This window comes from Amycolatopsis sp. TNS106, assembly GCF_019330265.1.
GTDB classification, from domain to species: Bacteria; Actinomycetota; Actinomycetes; order Mycobacteriales; family Pseudonocardiaceae; genus Amycolatopsis; species Amycolatopsis lurida.
Genome location: NZ_CP024972.1, coordinates 7,515,566 through 7,534,759, shown reverse-complemented (window position 1 = coordinate 7,534,759; position 19,194 = coordinate 7,515,566). Strand labels below are relative to the sequence as shown.

The 19,194-nt window shown below is 67.5% G+C and carries 19 protein-coding genes, 1 tRNA gene and 1 riboswitch; of the genes, 11 read left to right on the top strand and 9 right to left on the bottom strand.

Annotated features, from left to right (window positions below; translation table 11 throughout):
- Window positions 1–6: 6 nt before the first annotated feature.
- Window positions 7–528, top strand: coding sequence for an isochorismatase family protein (locus CVV72_RS34820; RefSeq protein WP_219148310.1), 522 nt, complete (start codon window positions 7–9; stop codon window positions 526–528).
- 3 nt (window positions 529–531) lie between these two features.
- Window positions 532–924, top strand: a complete 393-nt coding sequence (locus CVV72_RS34815) for an NUDIX domain-containing protein (protein ID WP_219148308.1) — start codon at window positions 532–534, stop codon at window positions 922–924.
- A 3-nt stretch (window positions 925–927) separates the two neighbouring features.
- Here the strand turns inward: CVV72_RS34815 and CVV72_RS34810 are convergent, their stop codons facing one another.
- The 3 genes from CVV72_RS34810 to CVV72_RS34800 all read right to left on the bottom strand — a co-directional run bounded on the left by CVV72_RS34810 (window position 928) and on the right by CVV72_RS34800 (window position 3,204).
- Window positions 928–1,479, bottom strand: coding sequence for a hypothetical protein (locus tag CVV72_RS34810; RefSeq protein WP_219148306.1), 552 nt, complete (start codon window positions 1,477–1,479; stop codon window positions 928–930).
- Between the two features lie 82 nt (window positions 1,480–1,561).
- The gene (locus tag CVV72_RS34805) at window positions 1,562–2,155 is read right to left on the bottom strand and encodes a TetR/AcrR family transcriptional regulator (protein WP_037318732.1); all 594 of its coding nucleotides are present in this window, start codon (window positions 2,153–2,155) and stop codon (window positions 1,562–1,564) included.
- Window positions 2,156–2,253: 98 nt separating this feature from the next.
- On the bottom strand, window positions 2,254–3,204 hold the full coding sequence (locus CVV72_RS34800; protein ID WP_125674120.1) for an acyl-CoA desaturase: 951 nt from the start codon (window positions 3,202–3,204) through the stop codon (window positions 2,254–2,256).
- A 173-nt stretch (window positions 3,205–3,377) separates the two neighbouring features.
- Between CVV72_RS34800 and CVV72_RS34795 the strand changes: the two genes are divergently transcribed.
- The 5 genes from CVV72_RS34795 to CVV72_RS34775 all read left to right on the top strand — a co-directional run bounded on the left by CVV72_RS34795 (window position 3,378) and on the right by CVV72_RS34775 (window position 8,754).
- Window positions 3,378–3,449: transfer RNA gene (locus tag CVV72_RS34795), tRNA-Gln, on the top strand.
- A 43-nt stretch (window positions 3,450–3,492) separates the two neighbouring features.
- A complete protein-coding gene (locus CVV72_RS34790; RefSeq protein ID WP_125674121.1) occupies window positions 3,493–5,241 on the top strand; it encodes a diguanylate cyclase in 1,749 nt (582 codons plus the stop codon).
- 44 nt (window positions 5,242–5,285) lie between these two features.
- Window positions 5,286–6,773 (top strand): bifunctional UDP-N-acetylglucosamine diphosphorylase/glucosamine-1-phosphate N-acetyltransferase GlmU, encoded by a 1,488-nt coding sequence (gene glmU / locus CVV72_RS34785; protein ID WP_219148304.1) that lies wholly within the window; start codon window positions 5,286–5,288, stop codon window positions 6,771–6,773.
- Window positions 6,770–7,750 carry a ribose-phosphate diphosphokinase gene (locus CVV72_RS34780; protein ID WP_007028782.1) on the top strand — a complete coding sequence of 327 codons (981 nt, stop codon included), beginning with the start codon at window positions 6,770–6,772 and terminating at the stop codon, window positions 7,748–7,750. Before glmU ends, CVV72_RS34780 begins: the two co-directional genes overlap by 4 nt.
- 128 nt (window positions 7,751–7,878) lie before the next feature.
- Window positions 7,879–8,754, top strand: a complete 876-nt coding sequence (locus CVV72_RS34775; RefSeq protein ID WP_219148302.1) for a TIGR03621 family F420-dependent LLM class oxidoreductase — start codon at window positions 7,879–7,881, stop codon at window positions 8,752–8,754.
- Here CVV72_RS34775 and CVV72_RS34770 read toward each other — a convergent pair.
- Both CVV72_RS34770 and CVV72_RS34765 read right to left on the bottom strand, forming a co-directional pair.
- Window positions 8,748–9,365, bottom strand: a complete 618-nt coding sequence (locus CVV72_RS34770; RefSeq protein WP_219148300.1) for an NAD(P)-dependent oxidoreductase — start codon at window positions 9,363–9,365, stop codon at window positions 8,748–8,750. The two genes, CVV72_RS34775 and CVV72_RS34770, sit on opposite strands and share 7 nt — an antisense overlap.
- Before the next feature lie 96 nt (window positions 9,366–9,461).
- A complete protein-coding gene (locus CVV72_RS34765) occupies window positions 9,462–10,583 on the bottom strand; it encodes a hypothetical protein (protein WP_219148298.1) in 1,122 nt (373 codons plus the stop codon).
- Window positions 10,584–10,923: 340 nt separating this feature from the next.
- Between CVV72_RS34765 and CVV72_RS34760 the strand changes: the two genes are divergently transcribed.
- The 4 genes from CVV72_RS34760 to CVV72_RS34745 all read left to right on the top strand — a co-directional run bounded on the left by CVV72_RS34760 (window position 10,924) and on the right by CVV72_RS34745 (window position 12,989).
- A complete protein-coding gene (locus CVV72_RS34760) occupies window positions 10,924–11,535 on the top strand; it encodes a 50S ribosomal protein L25/general stress protein Ctc (RefSeq protein WP_219148296.1) in 612 nt (203 codons plus the stop codon).
- Between the two features lie 10 nt (window positions 11,536–11,545).
- Window positions 11,546–12,142, top strand: coding sequence for an aminoacyl-tRNA hydrolase (pth, locus tag CVV72_RS34755; RefSeq protein ID WP_219148294.1), 597 nt, complete (start codon window positions 11,546–11,548; stop codon window positions 12,140–12,142).
- Between the two features lie 158 nt (window positions 12,143–12,300).
- A complete protein-coding gene (locus CVV72_RS34750) occupies window positions 12,301–12,660 on the top strand; it encodes a DivIVA domain-containing protein (protein WP_219148292.1) in 360 nt (119 codons plus the stop codon).
- Window positions 12,660–12,989, top strand: coding sequence for a DivIVA domain-containing protein (locus CVV72_RS34745; protein ID WP_219148290.1), 330 nt, complete (start codon window positions 12,660–12,662; stop codon window positions 12,987–12,989). The genes CVV72_RS34750 and CVV72_RS34745 overlap by 1 nt, the downstream gene beginning before the upstream one ends.
- Before the next feature lie 61 nt (window positions 12,990–13,050).
- Here the strand turns inward: CVV72_RS34745 and CVV72_RS34740 are convergent, their stop codons facing one another.
- From CVV72_RS34740 to CVV72_RS34725, 4 genes are all read right to left on the bottom strand, one after another.
- Entirely contained in the window at window positions 13,051–14,742 is a 1,692-nt protein-coding gene (locus CVV72_RS34740) for a fatty acyl-AMP ligase (RefSeq protein ID WP_219148288.1), read from the bottom strand.
- A 51-nt stretch (window positions 14,743–14,793) separates the two neighbouring features.
- Window positions 14,794–16,566, bottom strand: a complete 1,773-nt coding sequence (locus CVV72_RS34735; RefSeq protein WP_219148286.1) for an ABC-F family ATP-binding cassette domain-containing protein — start codon at window positions 16,564–16,566, stop codon at window positions 14,794–14,796.
- A gap of 68 nt (window positions 16,567–16,634) precedes the next feature.
- Window positions 16,635–17,600, bottom strand: a complete 966-nt coding sequence (locus CVV72_RS34730; RefSeq protein WP_219148284.1) for a 4-(cytidine 5'-diphospho)-2-C-methyl-D-erythritol kinase — start codon at window positions 17,598–17,600, stop codon at window positions 16,635–16,637.
- Between the two features lie 121 nt (window positions 17,601–17,721).
- Window positions 17,722–18,732: a methionine ABC transporter ATP-binding protein gene (locus tag CVV72_RS34725; RefSeq protein ID WP_034305962.1), complete on the bottom strand. Its 1,011-nt coding sequence runs from the start codon at window positions 18,730–18,732 to the stop codon at window positions 17,722–17,724.
- Window positions 18,733–18,944: 212 nt separating this feature from the next.
- A riboswitch (SAM riboswitch) is annotated at window positions 18,945–19,035 on the bottom strand.
- Between the last annotated feature and the right edge of the window lie 159 nt (window positions 19,036–19,194).

Genomic DNA, 19,194 nt, shown 5'->3' with positions numbered 1-19,194 from the left:
TCCCCCATGACGAAGATCGACCCGGCGACGACGGCGCTCGTCCTGATCGACCTCCAGACGCGGATCGTCGCGCTCGAGACAGTCCCGATCGAAGGCACCGAAGTCGTGTCGAACGCCGTGCTGTTGCGAGAGGCTTTCAGCGCGGCCGGCTCACCGATCGTCCACGTGCGCGCGCACCGGCCGGGCGTCGACGAGCAGCCGCCCGGCAGTGAACTGGTCACCGAGCTGACGCCTCGCGAAGGCGAGCATCTGATCACCAAGCACACGATCGGTGCGTTCTACCGCACCGGACTCGACGAACTCCTGCGCGGACTCGGCGTGAAGACACTGGTACTCGCCGGGATCGCCACGGAATACGGCGTCGAATCGACGCTGCGGGCCGCGATCGACCACGCCTACGAGACCATCGCCGTTTCGGACGCGATGGCGGGTATCGCCGCGATCTCCCACGAATCGGCGGTCACGAAGGTGTTCCCGCGGCTGGGCGAAGTGCTCACCACCGCCGAGACCGCCGCGGCGCTGGGCTGACCCATGATCGACAAGATCGCTTGGCTGCACCTGCGCGACGGCCGGATCCTGAGCACCCGGTCGCGCGGCAAATCCGTGTTCTACCTGCCCGGCGGCAAACGTGAACCCGGCGAAACCGACACGGAGACACTGATCCGCGAAGTCCGCGAGGAACTGACCGTCGAGATCATTCCGGCGAGTATCGAGCCCGCCGGAGTCTTCGAGGCGCAGGCCGATGGCCATGCGACGGGACTCCTGGTCCGGATGACCTGCTACACGGCCGAATTCGGCGGGACACTCACGGCCAGCAGCGAGATCGACGAGGTCGTGTGGCTCGGCTACGCGGACAGGGCCCGGGTATCCGCGGTGGACAAGATCATCTTCGACCACCTGCGGGAGACCGGCCTCCTGCGCTGACGCCTACTTCAGTTCGTCGAGGCACAGCACCCGTTCGCGCGGGATCAGCCCACCCGCACCCGACGCCCACGTGAGCTTGATGTCCGTCGCCGAAACGGAGGCGCACGCCGTGGTCCCGATGGAGACATCGGCTTCCCTTTCGATGGCGAGCACCTTGAAGTGCGCTCCCGCGCAGTCCACCGTCTCGAGCTTCTTCGCCGCGAAGGCATCCCCGGGGAGGCAGTCCCCGACAGCCGGCAATCGCGCGCCCGGATTCTTGAGGTTCTCCAGACAGAGCAGGATGCCGTCGGGAGCCGCCTGCCTGCCCTGCTTCCCGACGACCTTGAAGTTCGCTTCCGGCGTCCCGCACTCGGCGTTTCTGATACTTTCCGCGTTGTCCACGTTGCCCTTGAGACAGGCGCCGACCTCGGTACGCCACGCCGTCAACGGATTCTCGACGAAGAACCCCAGCAGGGCGATGCCGGCGATGACACCCAGGACGATGACCGGTTTCAGCCACGGTCTCTTCTTCCGCGGAGCCGTCGGTTCCACGGCGTATGCGGGATGGTTCTCCACGGTGCTTCCCCCAGCTGGATGATCTCTTTGGGGAAGCCAGCGCTCAGTGTCCGGGAAACGTCACTGACGCACGACGAAGAACTCAGTACAGCCGCAGCTTCGGCTTGTGCTCCAAATTGGACAAACCGTTCCAGGCGAGGTTGACCAGATGCGCGGCGACCTCGTCGCGTTTCGGCTTCCTGGCGTCGAGCCACCACTGCCCGGTGAGCGCGACCATCCCGACGAGCGCCTGCGCGTACAGCGCGGCCAGCTTCTCGTCGTAACCCCGCGCGGCGAACTGCTGCGCGAGGATGTGCTCGACCTGGCTGGCGATGTCGTTCAGCACCGTCGAGAACGTGCCCGTCGAACTCGCGACCGGTGAATCCCGCACCAGGATGCGGAAGCCGTCGTGCGAGTCCTCGACGTAGGAGAGCAGCGCGATCGCGGCCTGCTCCAGCATCACTCTCGGGTGTCCACCGTGGAGAGTCGAGACCATCCGGTCGAGCAGCAGTTGCGTCTCGCGGTCGACGACGACGGCGTAGATGCCTTCCTTGCCGCCGAAATGCTCGTACACCACCGGCTTGGAGACATTCGCGCGGTGCGCGATCTCCTCGATGGACGTGCCTTCGAAACCCTTCTCCGCGAACAGGGCCCTGGCGACGTTGAGCAGTTGCTGCCTGCGCTCGGTCCCCGTCATCCGCACCCGGGCCACCGGGGCGACAGGACGCGCCCCGGTGACCGCTTCACGTTTGGTCCGCCTTCTCCCCGCCATCGCAGAAGACTAACGCGACCTCGCTATTTGCTTTCAGTGGCGATGCGCGCGAGGCGCTGCGGGGTCGGCCAGCGCACGTCGTAGGCCCAGCCGAACTTCTCGAAGATCCAGATGAGCCGCGCGGAAATGTCGATCTGGCCGCGCTGCACGCCGTGCCGCGCCGAAGTCGGGTCGGCGTGGTGCAGGTTGTGCCACGACTCGCCGAAGGAGAAGATCGCCAGCGGCCAGAAGTTGGCCGACTTGTCGCGGGCCGCGAACGGGCGCTCGCCGATCATGTGGCAGACCGAGTTGACCGACCAGGTGACGTGGTGCAGCACGCAGACGCGCACCAGGCCGGCCCAGAAGAACGCGGTGACCGCGCCCCAGAACGACCAGGTGATCAGTCCACCGAGGATCGCGGGCAGCACCAGGGTGAGCAGGCTCCACAGCCAGAACAGGTCGTCGACCTTCTTGATGGCCGGATCCTTCACCAGGTCCGGAGCGAATCGCTCCGCGTTGGTCTGGTCCCGATCGAACAGCCAGCCCATGTGCGCGTGCCAGAAACCCTTGGCGATGGCGACCGGTGTCGTGCCGAACAGCCACGGCGAATGCGGGTCGCCGTCGCGGTCGGAGAAGGCGTGGTGGCGCCGGTGATCGGCGACCCAGGTGATCACGGGGCCCTGGACGGCCATGCTGCCGGCGATCGCCATGGCGACGCGCAGCCACGGCTTGGCCTTGAACGAGCCGTGCGTGAAGTAGCGGTGGTACGAGACGGTGATGCCGAGCCCGCTGATCGCGTAGAAGACCACGAACAGGCCGACGTCGACCCAGGTCAGTCCCCAGCCCCAGGCGAACGGGACGGCCGCGAGCAAAGCGGCGAGCGGGAAGATGACCCCGAGGTAGACCGAGAGCTGGACGCCGCTCGATCGATGTCCTTCGATTACCGGCTTGGGGCCCTTCGCGGGCTTCTGGGAACGGTCCAGGGTAGCCGTCATGCAGTCACTTCTTTTCTATGCGCAACCCCGAGGGTTTCCCTAAGGGTGACCTTACCTACGATGCCGTAAGTTACGGTACAGGAGGTTTGGTCCCCTGTGGAGTGCCCGCGAAGGTGAGACAACCCCCGGGCGCACGTGGAGGTCTCCGGCATGGCTATCCTGACCAGGATCGATCCGCCGTAGTGTAATCGGCAGCACTTCAGATTTTGGTTCTGACAGTTCAGGTTCGAATCCTGGCGGCGGAGCAGACGAACAGATGACCAGCGGCGTTTTCAACGGTGGGGGTGTGTGCGGCTGACCGAGGACGCGACGACCAGTGGCAGGCGGCCGGCGCTTGCGGAGATGTCCGACGCCTGGCTCCACGGTCGCGCGCGCGAACTCGGGGCGGCCATCCAGCGTGTCAGCTACGCCGAACAGCTGGACATCGTCACCAGCCTCGACGAACTCCTCGACGAGACACAGCGCCGCGGGGAACCGTTGCTGGTCGCCCAGCTGCTGCGCTATTCGGCGATGGCCAGGCTGGTCACCCGCGGCCTCGCCGCCGAAGCGGAGCCCCGGCTCGACGAGATGCTCGCGCACACCAGGCGACACGGTCTCGCGCTGATGCGGGCCGACGCGCACGCCATGCGCGGCCGACGGCTGGTGATCGCCAAACAGGAGGACGCCGCCCTCACCGAGATCGCCAGGGCGCTGGCCATCCTCGACGACTCCGCGGTCCCGGACCGCCAGGTCGGCAGGCGCAACTGGGACCGGATGCTGTCCACGACCCTGGTCGACTGCTGGCTGGTGCTGAATCAGCTCGGCGTCTACGAGGCGGCCGAGGAGGCCATCGCCCGCGCCGCGCAGGCGATCCGCGACAGCGCGAGCCCGCACGAGATCGCGCTCCAGCTGATCAACCGGGTCAAGATGCTGCTGGGCTGGGGCCTGCGGCTCGAACGCATCGAGCGCTACGACGAGGGGGCGGACAAGTTCCGCACCGCCGCGTCGATGGCCCAGGCCGCCGAAGGCCCGTTCACCGAGTCGCTCTTCCCGCGCAAGGCCGGCGTGCCCGCGATCGACCAGGTCGGCGTGCTGGCCGCGGCCGCCGCGCTCGCGTCGCCCGATTCGTCGCATATCGAACGCCTCAACTCGCTGCTGCATCCGGAACTGGTGTTCCCGCACGAACGCGAGATCATCGCCATCGCGCTGGCCCGCTGCCTGGACAACGACGGCCGCCGCGAGGACGCCCTGCAAGTGCTCAAAGAGGTCCGCGAGGACAACGAAGACGGCTCGCTGCCGTCGATGCGGTTGAACCTCGCCCGCGAACTCGCCAGGCTCGACACCACCCCGGACTACGCGTCCGGCGCGAGCCAGTCGCTGATCGACTACGCGACCATCCTGGAAACGGAGATGTGGTCGCTGCGGGAATCGCAGATCGCCACGCTCAACGCGCGCCGGGAGCACGAACGCCTGTCCGCCGAACACGGCGCGATCACCCAGCAGGCCCTCCAGGACCCGCTCACCGGGCTGCCGAACCGGCGCGCGCTCGACGAAAAGCTGCGTTCGCTGGCGTCCTCCGCCGACGCCCAGCCGCTCGCGGTCGCGCTGGTCGACCTCGACGGATTCAAGGACGTCAACGACAAGCAGTCGCACGCCGAAGGCGACAACGTGCTCCGTGTCATCGCGAGCACGCTGCGCGACGCCCTGCGCGGCGACGACGTGGTCGCCCGATACGGCGGAGACGAGTTCATCGTGCTCCTACCTGGGGCTCCGGCCTCCGCGGCGAAGCAGGCGCTGGGTCGTTCTGTGAATGCCGTCGCATCTCTGCCGCACCATCTTTCGCACGGTGTCACCCTCTCCGTCGGCCTCGTCTCGCTCCGCCCGCAGGAACGGGCCGAGCAGGTCCTCGCGCGCGCCGACGCGGCCATGTACCAGGCGAAACGCGGCGGCGGGAACCAGGTTTCGTCGGTGAACTCGATGGCCATCGACCCGGCGACCGGATGGCCCGGTGAGGATGCTCCGACCGACCCCGCGTGGGACTCCGAGCAGCCCACGTAGGATCAATGCCCGACAACCACCGTTGGTGAAATGTTGGGAGAGCCGTGACCGGCCCGCTGAGCACGTTGATCCTCGCCGCGGGTGAGGGCACCCGCATGCGTTCGTCCACCCCGAAGGTGCTGCACCCGATCGCCGGCCGGCCGTTGGTCGAGCACGCGGTGCGGGCCGCCGCGGGACTGAACCCGGAGCACCTGGTCGTGGTCGTCGGCCACGGTCGCGACTCGGTCGGCGCCCGGCTGGAAAAGGTCGGCGAGGCACTCGGCCGTAAGGTCGTCACGGCCGTCCAGGAAGAGCAGAAGGGCACCGGGCACGCCGTCTCGTGCGCGCTCTCCGCGCTGCCCGGCGGGCTGACCGGCACCGTCGTCGTCAGCTACGGCGACGTCCCGCTGCTCGACACCGAAACGCTCGCTTCCCTGGTCGCCGAGCACACCTCCACCGGTAACGCGGTCACCGTGCTGACCGCGGTCGTCGAGAACCCGACCGGTTACGGCCGGATCGTCCGCGACGAAAACGGCGTCGTCACCTCGATCGTCGAGCAGAAGGACGCCACCCCCGAACAGCACGAAATCGCCGAAATCAACTCCGGCGTCTACGCCTTCGACGCTTCGGTCCTCGTCGACGGGCTCTCCCGGCTTTCGACGGACAACGCGCAGGGCGAGCTCTACCTCACCGACGTCCTCGGCATCGCCCGCGGCGACGGCAAGGGCGTCGGCGCACTGGTCATCGACGACCCGTGGGTGACCGAAGGGGTCAACGACCGCGTTCAGCTCTCCGTCCTCGGCGCCGAACTGAACCGCCGGATCGTCCGCGGCTGGCAGCGAGCGGGCGTCACCGTCGTCGACCCCGCGAGCACCTGGATCGACGCGGGCGTGACCTTGTCGCGCGACGTCGTCATCGAGCCCGGCGTGCAGCTGAAGGGTTCGACGTCGATCGGCGAAGGCGCGCAGATCGGCCCGGACAGCACCTTGGAGAACGTCACCGTCGGCGCGGGCGCGTCGGTGGTGCGGACGCACGGTTCGGATTCGGAACTGGGCGACGGGGTGAAGGTCGGCCCGTTCACCTACCTGCGTCCCGGCTCCAAACTGGGGACCAAGGGCAAGCTCGGCGCGTTCGTCGAGACGAAGAACGCCGACATCGGCGCCGGCACGAAGGTCCCGCACCTGACCTATGTCGGCGACGCGACCATCGGCGAGAACAGCAACATCGGCTGCTCCAGCGTCTTCGTCAACTACGACGGCGTGAACAAGCACCACACCACGATCGGCTCCCATGTGCGGCTCGGCGCGGACAACACGTTCGTCGCCCCGGTGACCATCGGCGATGGCGCCTACAGTGGGGCAGGCACCGTGATCAGGCAAGACGTGCCTCCGGGCGCGCTCGCCGTGTCCACCGGGCCGCAGCGCAACATCGAAGACTGGGTGTCCCGGCGCAGGCCGGGCACACCTGCGGCGGAAGCAGCTTCCGCCGCGAAGCAGGACACCACCGCCGTGTCCGATTCAAACAAGGGAAACGACGGGGAGTCGCCAGCATGAGCTCGAAGTCCGGAACACCGAAGAAGAACCTGATGCTCTTCTCCGGGCGCGCCCACCCGGAACTCGCGGAAGAGGTCGCCAAGCACCTCAACGTGTCGGTCGTTCCGCAGACCGCGCACAACTTCGCCAACGGGGAGATCTTCGTCCGGTTCAACGAATCGGTGCGCGGGACCGACGCTTTCGTGATCCAGAGCCACCCCGCTCCCATCAACGAATGGGTGATGGAGCAGCTGATCATGGTGGACGCCCTCAAGCGGGCGAGCGCCAAGCGGATCACCGTGATCATGCCGTTCTACCCGTACGCGCGGCAGGACAAGAAGCACAAGGGCCGCGAGCCGATCTCCGCGCGCCTGATCGCGGACCTGTTCAAGACCGCGGGTGCCGACCGGATCATGACGGTCGACCTCCACACCGCGCAGATCCAGGGCTTCTTCGACGGCCCGGTCGACCACCTGCTCGCGCAGAACGTGCTGGCCGCGCACATCAACAAGACCTATCGGGACGAGAACATCACCGTCGTCTCGCCGGACTCGGGCCGTGTGCGGCTCGCCGAGAAGTGGGCGGCGCAGCTGGGTGACCGGCCGATCGCCTTCATCCACAAGACCCGCGATCCCGACAAGCCGAACCAGGCCGTCGCCAACCGCGTCGTCGGCAAGGTCCGCGGTCAGCTGTGCGTGCTGATCGACGACATGATCGACACCGGCGGCACAATCGTGAAGGCCACCGAGGCCCTGCTCGACGAAGGCGCGTCCGACGTCGTCATCGCCTCGACCCACGGCATCCTGTCCGACCCCGCCACCGAGCGGCTGTCGAACTGCAAGGCGCGCGAGGTCATCGTCACCAACACGCTGCCGATCCCGGAGGAGAAGCGGTTCCCGGGGCTGACCGTGCTGTCCATCGCGCCGCTGCTGGCGCAGGCGATCCAGCAGGTCTTCGAGGACGGGTCGGTCACGTCCCTCTTCGACGGCAACGCCTGATCCAGCGGAAGCAAGGGACCTTTGCTCTCACTCTCCGGAAGAGAGTGAGAGCAAAGGTCCCTTGCTTCGTTTTCGGCTCATCGCGAAACGACGCGCGCCCTGCCGGCCGGTGTGGCTAGGTTCCGTTCATGGGGAAATTCAAATTCGGCGTGAACCTGTGGGGCGCCGAGAACCGTGAAGACTGGGTCGCGAAGTGCCGTCGCGTCGAGGCCCTCGGATTCGACGTCATCTCCGTGCCCGATCATCTCGGACCGGGGCGGAACGCGCCTTTCCCGGCGCTGACCATGGCCGCCGCGGTGACCCAACGGCCCCGCGTCGGCACTCTTGTTTCCAATATGGCCTTCTACAACGCCGCGCTCTTCGCACGCGACGTCGTCACGACGGTGAAGATGACCGGCGACCGGCTGGATCTCGGGCTCGGTTCCGGCCACATGAAATCGGAATTCGACGACGCCGGCCTGCCGTGGACCCCGGCCAAGGAACGTATCGAGTACCTCGCCAAGAGCCTTGACCATCTGCGCGGACACTTCGCCGACGAAGGAATCACGCCCCCGCCGCTGCTCCTCGCGGGCAACAGCGACGGCGTGCTGTCCCTCGCCGCCCGCGAAGCCGACATCGCCGGCTTCGCGGGTCTTCGTCAAACGCCGGGGAAACCGCCGGGCACGTTCCGGCTCGACGATGCCGAGCGCATGGACGAACGGGTCGCCTTCTTCCGAGCGCAGGCGAACGGCCGCGATCCCGAACTGAACATGCTGGTCCAGCGGGTCGTCGTCGCGGACGACCGGCGCGCGGCCGCCGCGGCCTGGCGTGAAGAAGTCGAAGACCAGGACGGCCTCGACGTCGACGCCCTGCTCGAAACGCCCCAATTGCTTTTCGGCACCGTCGCCGAAATCGTCCGGCAGCTCCAGGAACGTCGCGAACGGTACGGCTTCTCCTACATCACGGTGTTCGAACCGATGCTGGAAACGTTCGCGCCGGTCGTGAAGGAACTGTCCGGTCAGTAAGCGACGCAGAAACGCTGGCGGCGGTGTTCCGGCTTGTCGATCTCGTCGACGAACGCGATCGCGTAGTCGGCACCGCCGATCTTCGAACCGCCGTTCTCGTCGGTCAGGAGCACGTCACCGCCGAGCCGGAACTCACCGGTCCGCTCACCCTCGGCCCACGCGCCGAACTCCGCGGCCGGGCTGACGTAGAACCAGTCGACGTCCTCGGGAAGCTTCCGGAACGCTTCCAGCACCTCGGCGTGCGCGCCCGCTTCACCCTTGTACTCGTCCGGAAACTCGGGGGTGTCGATCAGTCGCGGTCCGCCTTCGGCCACGTGCAGGCTGCCCGCTCCGCCAACCACGCCGATCCGTGCGCCGTTGTCCTTCGCGACCTGCGCGATCGAGGGCACCGCGTCGAGCAAGCCGCTCTGCCCGTGAACCGCGATGACCAGGACATCGGCGCCCTTGGCGACATCGGCCAGGAAGGCCTCGTCGTAGAGCGAGCCGGCCCTGGTCCCCTCGCCTTCGGCGGTCCTGGACACCACCAGGACTTCGTGACCGCGGCCGCGCGCCTCCGCGGCGATCTTCCCGCCCGCGTACCCGGTTCCTCCGAACACAATCAATTTCGCCATCGCGTTTCTCCCTTTTCATCGGCGACAACGCCGATGCTAAGAACGCGAGTTCGGCTACTTCAACGTATGCAACGCACCCCGAGGTGAGCGTGCAGGTCAGCCGCCCAGCGTGGCGAACTCGGACTTGAGCTTTTCGCGAACGCCGTTGACGTCGACCGGAGCCCGGACCTCACCTTTGGCCGACGGCTTCGCCTGCACCTGATAGCTGGCGTTCCGATTCGGCAGTTTGAACTTGACCTCGCAGGACATGCTCGTCGTGGTGTCCGGCGCCGCGTCGGCGTCCGCCGTGCAGCTCTGCGCACCAAGGGACTGCGCGGTGAAGTCGACCGTCAGCTTCAGGTGCACGGGCGTCCCGTTCACGCCCCCGATGACGGAATTGGCGACGTCGATGGTCGCCCGGCAGGTCCCGACGAAGTCCGTGCAGTCCAGCTTGTCGTTGACGACGCTGACCCTGACCTGGGTCAGCGCGTCGAACGGCTGTCCGATCCCGCCGATCGCGCCGTCCAGATCGGTCTGGAGTTTCTTCAGCGCTTCCCCGGTGAGCGGCTCGACCCGCATCTCGGCGCCGAGCGTCTTGCCACCCGCAGCGGCGACGAGGGAAGGCGCGAAACTGACGACACGGTGCGGCGCCGCCGTCGTCACCCGCAGTGTTCCGAGCCCGCTCCCGACGTCGTAGACCTCGGTCCCGTCAGGCAACTTCGAACGGACCGGATCGGTCAACGGGTTCATCCCGGACACCGCGGTCCTCAGTGTCGACGCGGCCTTCCGCGGGCTGAGCACGTCGACGGCGTTCACCGGCAGGTCCGAGCTGTCCGTACGGACCCAGTTGGTGCCGTACTGGTCGCTGTCTCCGAGCCCGTGCGCCTTCCAGTACTCCGGCGTCGCCGAGAGGTACAGCTGCTTGTCGGCGGAGATGACCTGGATGGTCTGGCCGTCGACCGGCAGCGCGCCGTGCGCGCTCCCGTTCCGGGTGATCCGGAACTGGAGTTCCGCGGGCTGACCCGACGCGTCCTTGATCGTCGTCTTGTAGACAACGGCCGGAGCCTGTTCCAGCGCCTTCAACGCGCCCTCGACAGCGCCGCGCTGCTCCGCGCGCCGATCCACCCGCTGCTGTTCGGCGGGCGAGATCCCGGCCGCCCCGTCGATCGCGACGTCACAACCGGCCACGAGGCAGCACAAGGCGGCGATCGCGCCGATCTTCGACCGTCGTGCCGGCATCCCGTCCCCTTAGTCTCGCGTGCGAGCAGATCACACCTTAGAAAAGGGGTCGCGCACCACCGCATCCGCGGGTTCGCGAAGCAGCTGTCACCGACTTGTCACCTGTACGAGGCACCCGGCGGGACCACCACACGACCGGTTGGTCTACACTTTCCCGGTCTCGGCGAGGCGGGTTCCGTGAGCACCTGGTGCCCGACGTGATCGACGCGGCGGCTTGAGTGGCCACACGCGGTCGAGCACGCCTGTGGAATTCGCCGCCGAACACCAGAACCGCCCCGAACCATCCCCACCTCAGCATGATTTCGCTGAACATGTTGGTGAATTGAAGGAGTGCTACACCGTGTCCGAGGTACGCCTGTCCGTCGAGCCCCGCACCGAATTCGGCAAGGGTGCCGCGCGCCGCACGCGTCGCGCCGGCAAGATCCCCGCGGTGCTGTACGGGCACGGCTCGGAACCGCGCCACTACGCCCTGCCCGCCATCGAGTTCGCCCGCGTCGTGCGTGAGAACGGCAGCAACGCCGTCATCACCCTCGACCTCGAGGGCAAGAGCGAGCTGGCGCTGACGAAGACCATCGTCGTCCACCCGCTGAAGAACTACATCGAGCACGTCGACCTGCTGGTCGTCATCCGCGGCGAGAAGGTCACCGTCGACATCCCCGTCGTCGTCACCGGCACCCCCGGCCCCGGCACCCTGGTCACCACCGACCTCGACGCCATCCAGATCGAGGTCGAGGCGCTGCACATCCCCGAGCAGGTCGAGGTCTCGGTCGAGGGCGTCGTCGCCGGCACCCAGATCAACGCCTCGGACGTCGTGCTGCCGAAGGGCGCCACGCTGGTCACCGACCCCGACGCCCTGGTCGTCGCCGTGAACGAGGCGCCGTCCGAGTCCGCGCTCGAGGGTGAAGAAGGCGCTTCCGAGGCGGCCGAGACCTCCGCCGAGGACGCCGAATAAAGTCACTGGTGTGACCGAAGCAGTACTTCCCGAGGCCGGCGAGCAGATCCTGCTCGCCGGCCTCGGCAATCCCGGCCCCCAATACGCGGGCAACAGGCACAACGTCGGCTTCATGGTGGTCGACGAGCTCGCCCACCGTGTCGGCGGCAAGTTCAAGGCCCACAAGAGCGGCGCCGAAATCCTCGAAGGTCGGCTCGCGGGCCGGCGGGTGGTCCTGGCCAAGCCGCGTTCGTACATGAATCTCTCCGGCGGCCCCGTCGTGGGCGCGGCCCGGTTCTACAAGATCCCTCCGGCCGGTGTCGTGGTCATCCACGACGAGTTGGACGTCGACTTCGGTGCGCTCAAGATGAAACTGGGCGGCGGTGACAACGGGCACAACGGTCTCCGCTCGATCACCAAATCACTGGGCACCAAGGACTACTACCGTGTCCGTTTCGGCGTCGGCCGCCCGCCGGGACGGCAGGATCCGGCGGATTTCGTGCTGAAAGACTTCTCGACGGTCGAACGCAAAGAGCTCGCTTTCGAGATCGATCGTTGCGCCGACGCCGTTGAAGCGCTTATCAGCACTGGTCTCGCCGCAGCCCAGAACACCTTCCACGCTGGGTGAACCCGCTCACATGGCAGTGCGTTACGTCCCGTCACTCGAAGGCGTTTCACCACGCCCCTGATCGAGTCGTGGAATAGGGCGAGCTCTTCCGGGGAACTCTCAAACCCGTTAGGACGGAATGCGGAGATCGCATTCCCCACCGAACCGGAGAGAGTTTCATGTCGTTTACGGCCGAAGACATCACCGGCGCCACTTTCCCGAACGCCCCGATCGGGCGGCGCGGATACGCCAAACACGAGGTCGACGCGTTCCTGGAACGGATCGCCGACACGATCTCGGACCGGGACGACCTGACGGCCGCCGAGGTCCATCACGTCATGTTCTCGCGTCCGTTGATCGGTAAACGCGGCTACGACGAACGCGAAGTCGACGACTTCCTCGACAAGGTCGAAACCCAGCTCGCCCACCGGACCGGCCAGCACGCGCTCAGCGTGCCCGGCGCCCGCGAAGAGGACGAAGCGACCGCCGAACGCGCCGTCCCGGACCGCGGTCCTGTCGAATTCTTGCGGGAGCGCTAGTGCCCGTCACCGCCTTCGAGGTCAGAACCCGGCAGTTCGACCGGGCGCCGATCGGCGCCCGTGGCTATCACGAACCCGCGGTCGACGCCTTCCTCGAACGAGTCGCGGCGACCCTCGACGGTGACGACGACCTCTCGGTTTCGGACGTCCACAACGTGGCGTTCGCCAAAGCCCCGCTTTCGAAACGAGGCTATGACCCGGCAGCCGTCGACGCGTTCCTGCGAGACGTCGAGGGCACACTGGCCGGCCTGTCCCAGTCCGCCGGCTACTACATAGCGCCTGCCTTGGAACACACCCATACCCGCAAGCCACCTTGGCGACGCCGCTGACCACCGGGAGGTGCAGCGACAGGGCCGGGTCCGCGATATGCGCGGACCCGGCCCCGTCGTATCAGCTAGTCGCCGCGTTCTTGGCGATCTTGTCCGCGAACTGGACCGCGGTCGCGGCCCGCTTCACCTTGCCCGAGGGCGTCTTGGGCAGGCTCCCCGCCGGGAGCACCACGACCGCGAAGGGCCGCATGTCGACGGCACCGCGTACCTTGGCCGCGACCTCCTTCGCCAGCGCCTTCTCCGTTTCCGGATCCCCGGCGAGTTTCGATTCGACCACGACGGCGAACCGTTCCCGGCGGCTGCCGGCGTCGAGCCGCACGGCCACGGCGTTCCCCGCCCGGACTCCCTCGACCGAGGTCGCCGCGCGTTCGATATCGGTCGGGTACAGGTTCCGGCCGCCCATGATGATGACGTCCTTGCGACGGCCGCAGATCACGATCATGCCGTCGACCAGGTAACCGAGGTCGCCGGTGAGCAGCCAGCCGTCCTCGTCCTGCGTCGCGAGCGGACCGTCCATGGTCAGGTACCCCGGTGTCACGGCCTCGCCGCGCAGGCGGATCTCTCCGACCTCGCGTTCTCCGAGCACGGTTCCCTTGTCGTCGACGATCTCGGCCTCGAGCCCGTCGAGCGGCGGCCCGAGCACCGCGAACGACCGGACTTCGTCGGTCCCCCGACGCGGGTCACCCTCGGGAACCGGCACCGCGCGGTTGTCCGCCTCGAGCGCGTCGGCCTCGACGACGTCGAGCGTCAAGCCGGTGAACAACGGCGCGAACGAAACCGCGAGAGTCGCCTCCGCCATGCCGTACGCCGGGAACACGCACTCGGCGGGCATCTTGAAGCGCGCCCCCGCCTCGACGAACGTCTTCACGGCCGTTTCGTCGATCGGCTCGGCACCGTTCAGCGCGATCCGGAGCTTCGAGAGGTCGTAGGCGTCGTCGTCCTCGACCCGGGCCATCCGCCTGCCCACGATCGCGTACGCGAAGTTCGGCGCGGCGGTGGTCGTGCCGTTGTACTTGCTGATCAGCTGCGGCCAGATCAACGGTCCGGACAGGAACTCCAGCGGCGTGATCTTGACGAGTTCGACGCCGAACGTCATCGGCACCGTCAGGAAGCCGACCATCCCCATGTCGTGGAAAGTGGGCAGCCACGAGACCATCACGTCGACGTCGAAATCGAACTCGGCCCGGTCGACCATCGCCTTGACGTTCGAATACAGGTTCCCGTAGGTGATCCGAACAGCCTTCGGGTCGGCCGTCGACCCGCTGGTCAGTTGCAGGAGCGCCGTATCCGCTTCGGCAGTCGGCACGGGCTCCGCCAGCGGTTCGGCCTCGAGCAGCTCGGTGATGACCTGGAAGGCGATGCCGTGCTCCGTGAGTACCGGCGCCAGCTGGTCGAACGGCTCACCGAGCAGAACCAGGCCGGACCCGATCATCCGCAGCACGCGAACGGTGTCCTCGGCCCATTCGGCGAGGTCGGTGCGCTGCGTCGGCTGGTGCAGCATCGTCACGCTGCCGCCGGCGAGCCAGACCGCCTGAACCGTCGGCGCGATCAGTGACGGTGCCGCCGCCAGTACCGCGACCGCTTTGCCGGGCTCCAGCCCGGCCGTCACCAGACCCCCGGCGACCCGCTTGGCCTGCTCGTGAATCTCGGCCCACGTACGCCGAACCGGCTCCTTGGGCTCCCCGGTGACCATTCCTCGCTGCTGACCTCGCCCCGCCGCGGTGGCGACGAGCGTGTCCACGAACCGACTCATGCGCGTCACACTACTGTCCGCGCTGAACCGCCCGCTCGCCGTCGAGTGAACTCATTCGATCGCTTCGGAGGTCTCGAGCCACTGGGCCTCGACCTCCTCCTTCTCCGTTTCGACGGCTTTCAATTCGGTGTTCAGCTCGATGAGTTTCGTCGGATCGGTCGCCGCGGCGAGCAGCGCCGCGTGCAGCTTCTCTTCCTTCGTGTGCAGCTGGTCGAGCTTGCGCTCGAGGCGGGACAGTTCCTTCTGAGCCGCCCGCTGTTCCGCTGCGCTCTTCTTGGGCGCGGAGGCCTGCGCGCCGCCCGTCTTCCGGTCGCCGCCGGTCTTCTCAAGGCTCTTGGCTCGCCGATCGAGGTATTCCTCGATCCCGCCCGGCAGGTGGGTCACTTGCCCGTCCCCGAACAAGGCCACGATCGTGTCGCAGACGCGTTCCACCAGGTATCGGTCGTGCGAAACGACGACGAGGCTGCCCGGCCAGGAATCCAGTAGATCTTCGAGCTGCTGCAAGGTGTCGATATCGAGATCGTTCGTCGGTTCGTCGAGCAGCAGCACGTTGGGTTCGGCCATGAGGAGCCGGCACAGCTGCAGGCGGCGCCGTTCACCACCGGACAGGTCCTCGACCGGCGTCCACTGCCTCGCGGCGGGGAATCCCAGCTTTTCTGCCAGCTGCGAAGCGGTGAGCTCCTGCTTTCCGAACACGACCCGGCCGGAGACCTCTTCGATCGCCTGCAGCACGCGCAGATCACCAGGTAGGTCGTCGAGCTCCTGCCGCAGGTGCGCGAGGCTGACCGTTTTGCCCTGGATACGTCGACCCGTCTCAGGCTCCCTGTCACCGCCGAGCAGCTTGAGGAGCGTCGTCTTACCGGACCCGTTGACGCCGACGAGGCCGATCCGATCGCCGGGTCCGATCCGCCAGGTGACGTGATCGAGCAGGGTGCGGTCGCCGACGGTCAACGTGGCGTCCTCGATCTCCAGCACGGTCTTCCCCAGCCGACGGCGGGCGAACGCCTGCAACTCGACCGAATCACGCGGCTCCGGCACGTCGGAGATCAGTGCCTCCGCCGCCTCGACGCGGTAGCGGGGCTTCGAGGTCCTCGCCTGCGGGCCGCGGCGCAGCCACGCGAGCTCTTTCCGCGCCAGATTCTGCCGCTTTTCCTCCGCCGTCGCCGCCAGCCTCGCCCGCTCGGCCCGCGCGAAGATCCAGTCCGCGTAACCGCCTTCGTACTGCTCGACACGACCGTTGGCGACCTCCCAGGTCACACTCGCGACCGTGTCGAGGAACCACCGGTCGTGCGTGACGACCACGACCGCGATCTTGCGGTTGAGCAGGTGATCCGCGAGCCAGCGCACACCTTCGACATCGAGATGGTTGGTCGGCTCGTCGAGGACCACGAGGTCCAGTTCACCGGTGAGCGCGGCCGCCAGCGCCACCCGGCGGCGTTCGCCGCCGGACAGGTTCGCCGTTTCCTTGTCGATGCCGAGAGCCGTGATGCCCAGACCATCCATAATGGACCGGACACGCGCGTCAGCGGCCCACTCGTGCTCCGCGCCGTAGCGCTCCAGCACGACATCTCCGACTGTGCTGCCTACGGGAAGTTCGGTCCGCTGGGTGACCACGGCCATCCGCAAGCCCCGGACTTGGCTGACGCGTCCCGTATCGGGCTCGCTGATCCCCGCGAGGACCTCCAGCAACGTCGTCTTCCCGCCTCCGTTGAGACCGACGACACCGATACGCTGCCCCTCCGCCACACCGAGCGAAACACCGTCGAGCAGCGGGCGCACCCCGAAGGACTTGCTCACCGACTCCAGGTTGACCAAGTTGGCCATGCCTCAGCCGATCCTTTCCAAAAAGCTCGCACCACAAACGAATTAGTCGGTGTCCAATTCGGACACCCTCATGCGTGCACCCGAGGCGGCGACGGCCGCGGCGCGTCGTCCCCGCCGACCAGCCGGGCTCCGGGGACGGGCCCGTGCGCGACGCGCACCGTGCGACAGACACCGGCGCCGGACAACTCCGCGGCGACCTCGACGGCCGACTGGGCATCCGCACACAGGAAGGCACAGGTCGGCCCGGATCCGGACACGGTGCCGGCGAGCGCACCCGCGTTGACTCCCGCCCGCAACGTGCGGCGCAGCCCCGGACGCAACGAGACAGCGGCCGCCTGCAGATCATTGCCGAGAAGCAGCGCCAGTTGCCGCGGGTCGCCGGATGCCAGCGCCTCCACCACCGGCGTGTGCGAGCCGATCCGCGGTGGGCTGCCTTCTTCACGCAGCTTGTCCAGCTCGCCGAACACCCGCGGAGTCGAAAGCCCACGCTGGTCGAAGGCCAGGACCCAATGGAAGGTGTGCCTCGACAGGACAGGCACCAACTGTTCACCTCGGCCGGTGCCCAGCGCCGTCCCGCCGTAGAGCGCGAAAGGAACATCGCTCCCGAGCTTCGCGGCGATACCCGCCAGTTCGTCCCGGGAGATGTCGAGCTTCCACAGCGACGCGAGCCCCACCAGGGTCGCGGCCGCGTCGGCACTGCCGCCGGCCATCCCGCCCGCGACCGGGATGCCTTTGCGCAACACGACTCTGATCTTGGACTCGCCGTCCGCCTTGCCGACGTGGGCTGCCAACGCCTGCGCTGCCTTCCAGGCCAGGTTGTTGGCTCCTGTCGGTACAGAACCTTCCCCTTCACCGTAGACCTCGACGCCGGGGTCCTCGGTGACCGCGACGGTCACCTCGTCGGTCAGGGAAAGCGCCTGGAACACGGTCACCAGCTCGTGGTAGCCGTCCGGGCGTACATCTCCGACCGACAGGTGCAGGTTGACCTTGGCGGGGACCCTGACGGTCACTGGGGGCGGTACGACGGCGAGCACGCGTCAAGCCTACGTGGCCGCTCCACTTACGCTGTCATCAGGAGAAAAGAGAACGAACGGGTCAGACGCGAACGGGCCGCCCCGGACGCGATTCGTCCTGGGCGGCCCGTTCGCGGAGAAATCAGGCGGCGACACCCTGCGGGCCGCGGACCGGGTGGGTCACGTGGCCGCCACGTTCGGCGATCCAGGCGAGCGCGGCGTCCGCGCGCTCACCGCGCACCCCGAGGCGGAACCGGCCGACGGGCGTGTCGCCGATTCGGGTCAGACCGCCCCCGATGGTGGCGAGCTCGACGTCGAAGCGACCGGCGGCCTCCGGCAGCAGCGCACCGACCGAGGCGAAGCCGACGAGCACGACGTCCACCGCGCGGTCGTACTTCGAGGCCTGTGCCCGCCCGGTTTCGATGGCGGGAAGCAGCGCCTGCGCGGTCCGGCTGTTCGGGTCGGAGACCAGGTCGAGCACGGTTCCGCGTTCGATGATCGCGCCGGCCTCCAGAACGGCGACGTCGTCGCAGACACGGCGGACCACGCCGGCGTCGGGTGTGGTGAGCAGCACGGTGACGCCGAGTTCGGCGCGCGCCCGGTCGAGCACGGTCAGGACCGCGCCGGACTCCTCGGGCTGCACGCCGGCGGTCGGGTCGTCGGCCAAGAGCACGGACGGCCCGGCGGCCAGTGCCTTGGCGATGGCCACCCGGCGCAGCTGCCCCTCGGACAGGTCACCCGGCCGCTGCCCGGCACGGGGAGTGAGCCCGACCAGGTCGAGCAGGTTGCCGACCCGGTTGCGGCGCTGCGGCCCGTCGAGGCCGAGCTGTTCGAGCGGCGAAGCGATGTTGCCTGCGATGGTGCGTTCGGCGAGCAATTCCGGCTTGGTGCTCACGACGCCGACCTGGCGCCGGATTTCACGGAGACGGCGGCCGTCAAGGGTTCCGGTGTTGAGTCCATCGAGGCGGACGACACCGCGGTCGGGACGCTCCTGAAGACCGATGCACCGGGCGAGCGTCGATTTGCCGGAGCCCGCCGGACCGACGACTCCGAACAGCGAGCCTGCTTGGATGTCCACGCTCACATCGCGCAGTGCGACGACGGGATTTCCGTTGAGGGGGAAGGATTTGGACAGGTTTTCGACAGTGATCACGAAAGGCTCCATGCACATGGGGCGCTGCTTCTTGCGAGCGCGCCAACCGTCACCGAGTAACCGTCCGGGAAACGGACGGATTCAGAGATAAGGGAATGAACTCAGGCAGTAACGGTGGAGCGTCGACACGCACTTACCGTGCGGCGACCTTCATCGACGACACGTCGCCTGGTCAGCAGGAGCGGGTGGGTGACCCTGTTCATTAGGCACAGCCTCCATCGGTCCTGGCTGTAGCACCTGCCCTGTGGAGGGTGGTTGCTGCGACTTCGGCGAGCCAGGTCTCTCAGTCGCTCGGGATGGCTCACTGAGTAAAACCGATCCCACTGGATGAAAGCAAGCGCGTAGGCGCAGATCACACGTCTGGTCGCGTCCATCATACAGGATGAGCGGTCCATATTATGAGATGCGCTGGCGGCTAAGATCAACGGCAGGCGCACTGCCTGCTAAGACGAGTCGGTCCAG

Excerpts from the sequence above, each read along its gene's own strand:
- CVV72_RS34820 (WP_219148310.1), top strand. The coding sequence starts at position 7 with ATGACGAAGATCGACCCGGCGACGACGGCGCTCGTCCTGATCGACCTC.
- CVV72_RS34815 (WP_219148308.1), top strand. The coding sequence starts at position 532 with ATGATCGACAAGATCGCTTGGCTGCACCTGCGCGACGGCCGGATCCTG.
- CVV72_RS34805 (WP_037318732.1), bottom strand. The coding sequence starts at position 2,155 with ATGACGGGGACCGAGCGCAGGCAGCAACTGCTCAACGTCGCCAGGGCC.
- CVV72_RS34800 (WP_125674120.1), bottom strand. The coding sequence starts at position 3,204 with ATGACGGCTACCCTGGACCGTTCCCAGAAGCCCGCGAAGGGCCCCAAG.
- CVV72_RS34780 (WP_007028782.1), top strand. The coding sequence starts at position 6,770 with ATGAGCTCGAAGTCCGGAACACCGAAGAAGAACCTGATGCTCTTCTCC.
- CVV72_RS34775 (WP_219148302.1), top strand. The coding sequence starts at position 7,879 with ATGGGGAAATTCAAATTCGGCGTGAACCTGTGGGGCGCCGAGAACCGT.
- CVV72_RS34770 (WP_219148300.1), bottom strand. The coding sequence starts at position 9,365 with ATGGCGAAATTGATTGTGTTCGGAGGAACCGGGTACGCGGGCGGGAAG.
- CVV72_RS34765 (WP_219148298.1), bottom strand. The coding sequence starts at position 10,583 with ATGCCGGCACGACGGTCGAAGATCGGCGCGATCGCCGCCTTGTGCTGC.
- CVV72_RS34750 (WP_219148292.1), top strand. The coding sequence starts at position 12,301 with ATGTCGTTTACGGCCGAAGACATCACCGGCGCCACTTTCCCGAACGCC.
- CVV72_RS34740 (WP_219148288.1), bottom strand. The coding sequence starts at position 14,742 with ATGAGTCGGTTCGTGGACACGCTCGTCGCCACCGCGGCGGGGCGAGGT.
- CVV72_RS34735 (WP_219148286.1), bottom strand. The coding sequence starts at position 16,566 with ATGGCCAACTTGGTCAACCTGGAGTCGGTGAGCAAGTCCTTCGGGGTG.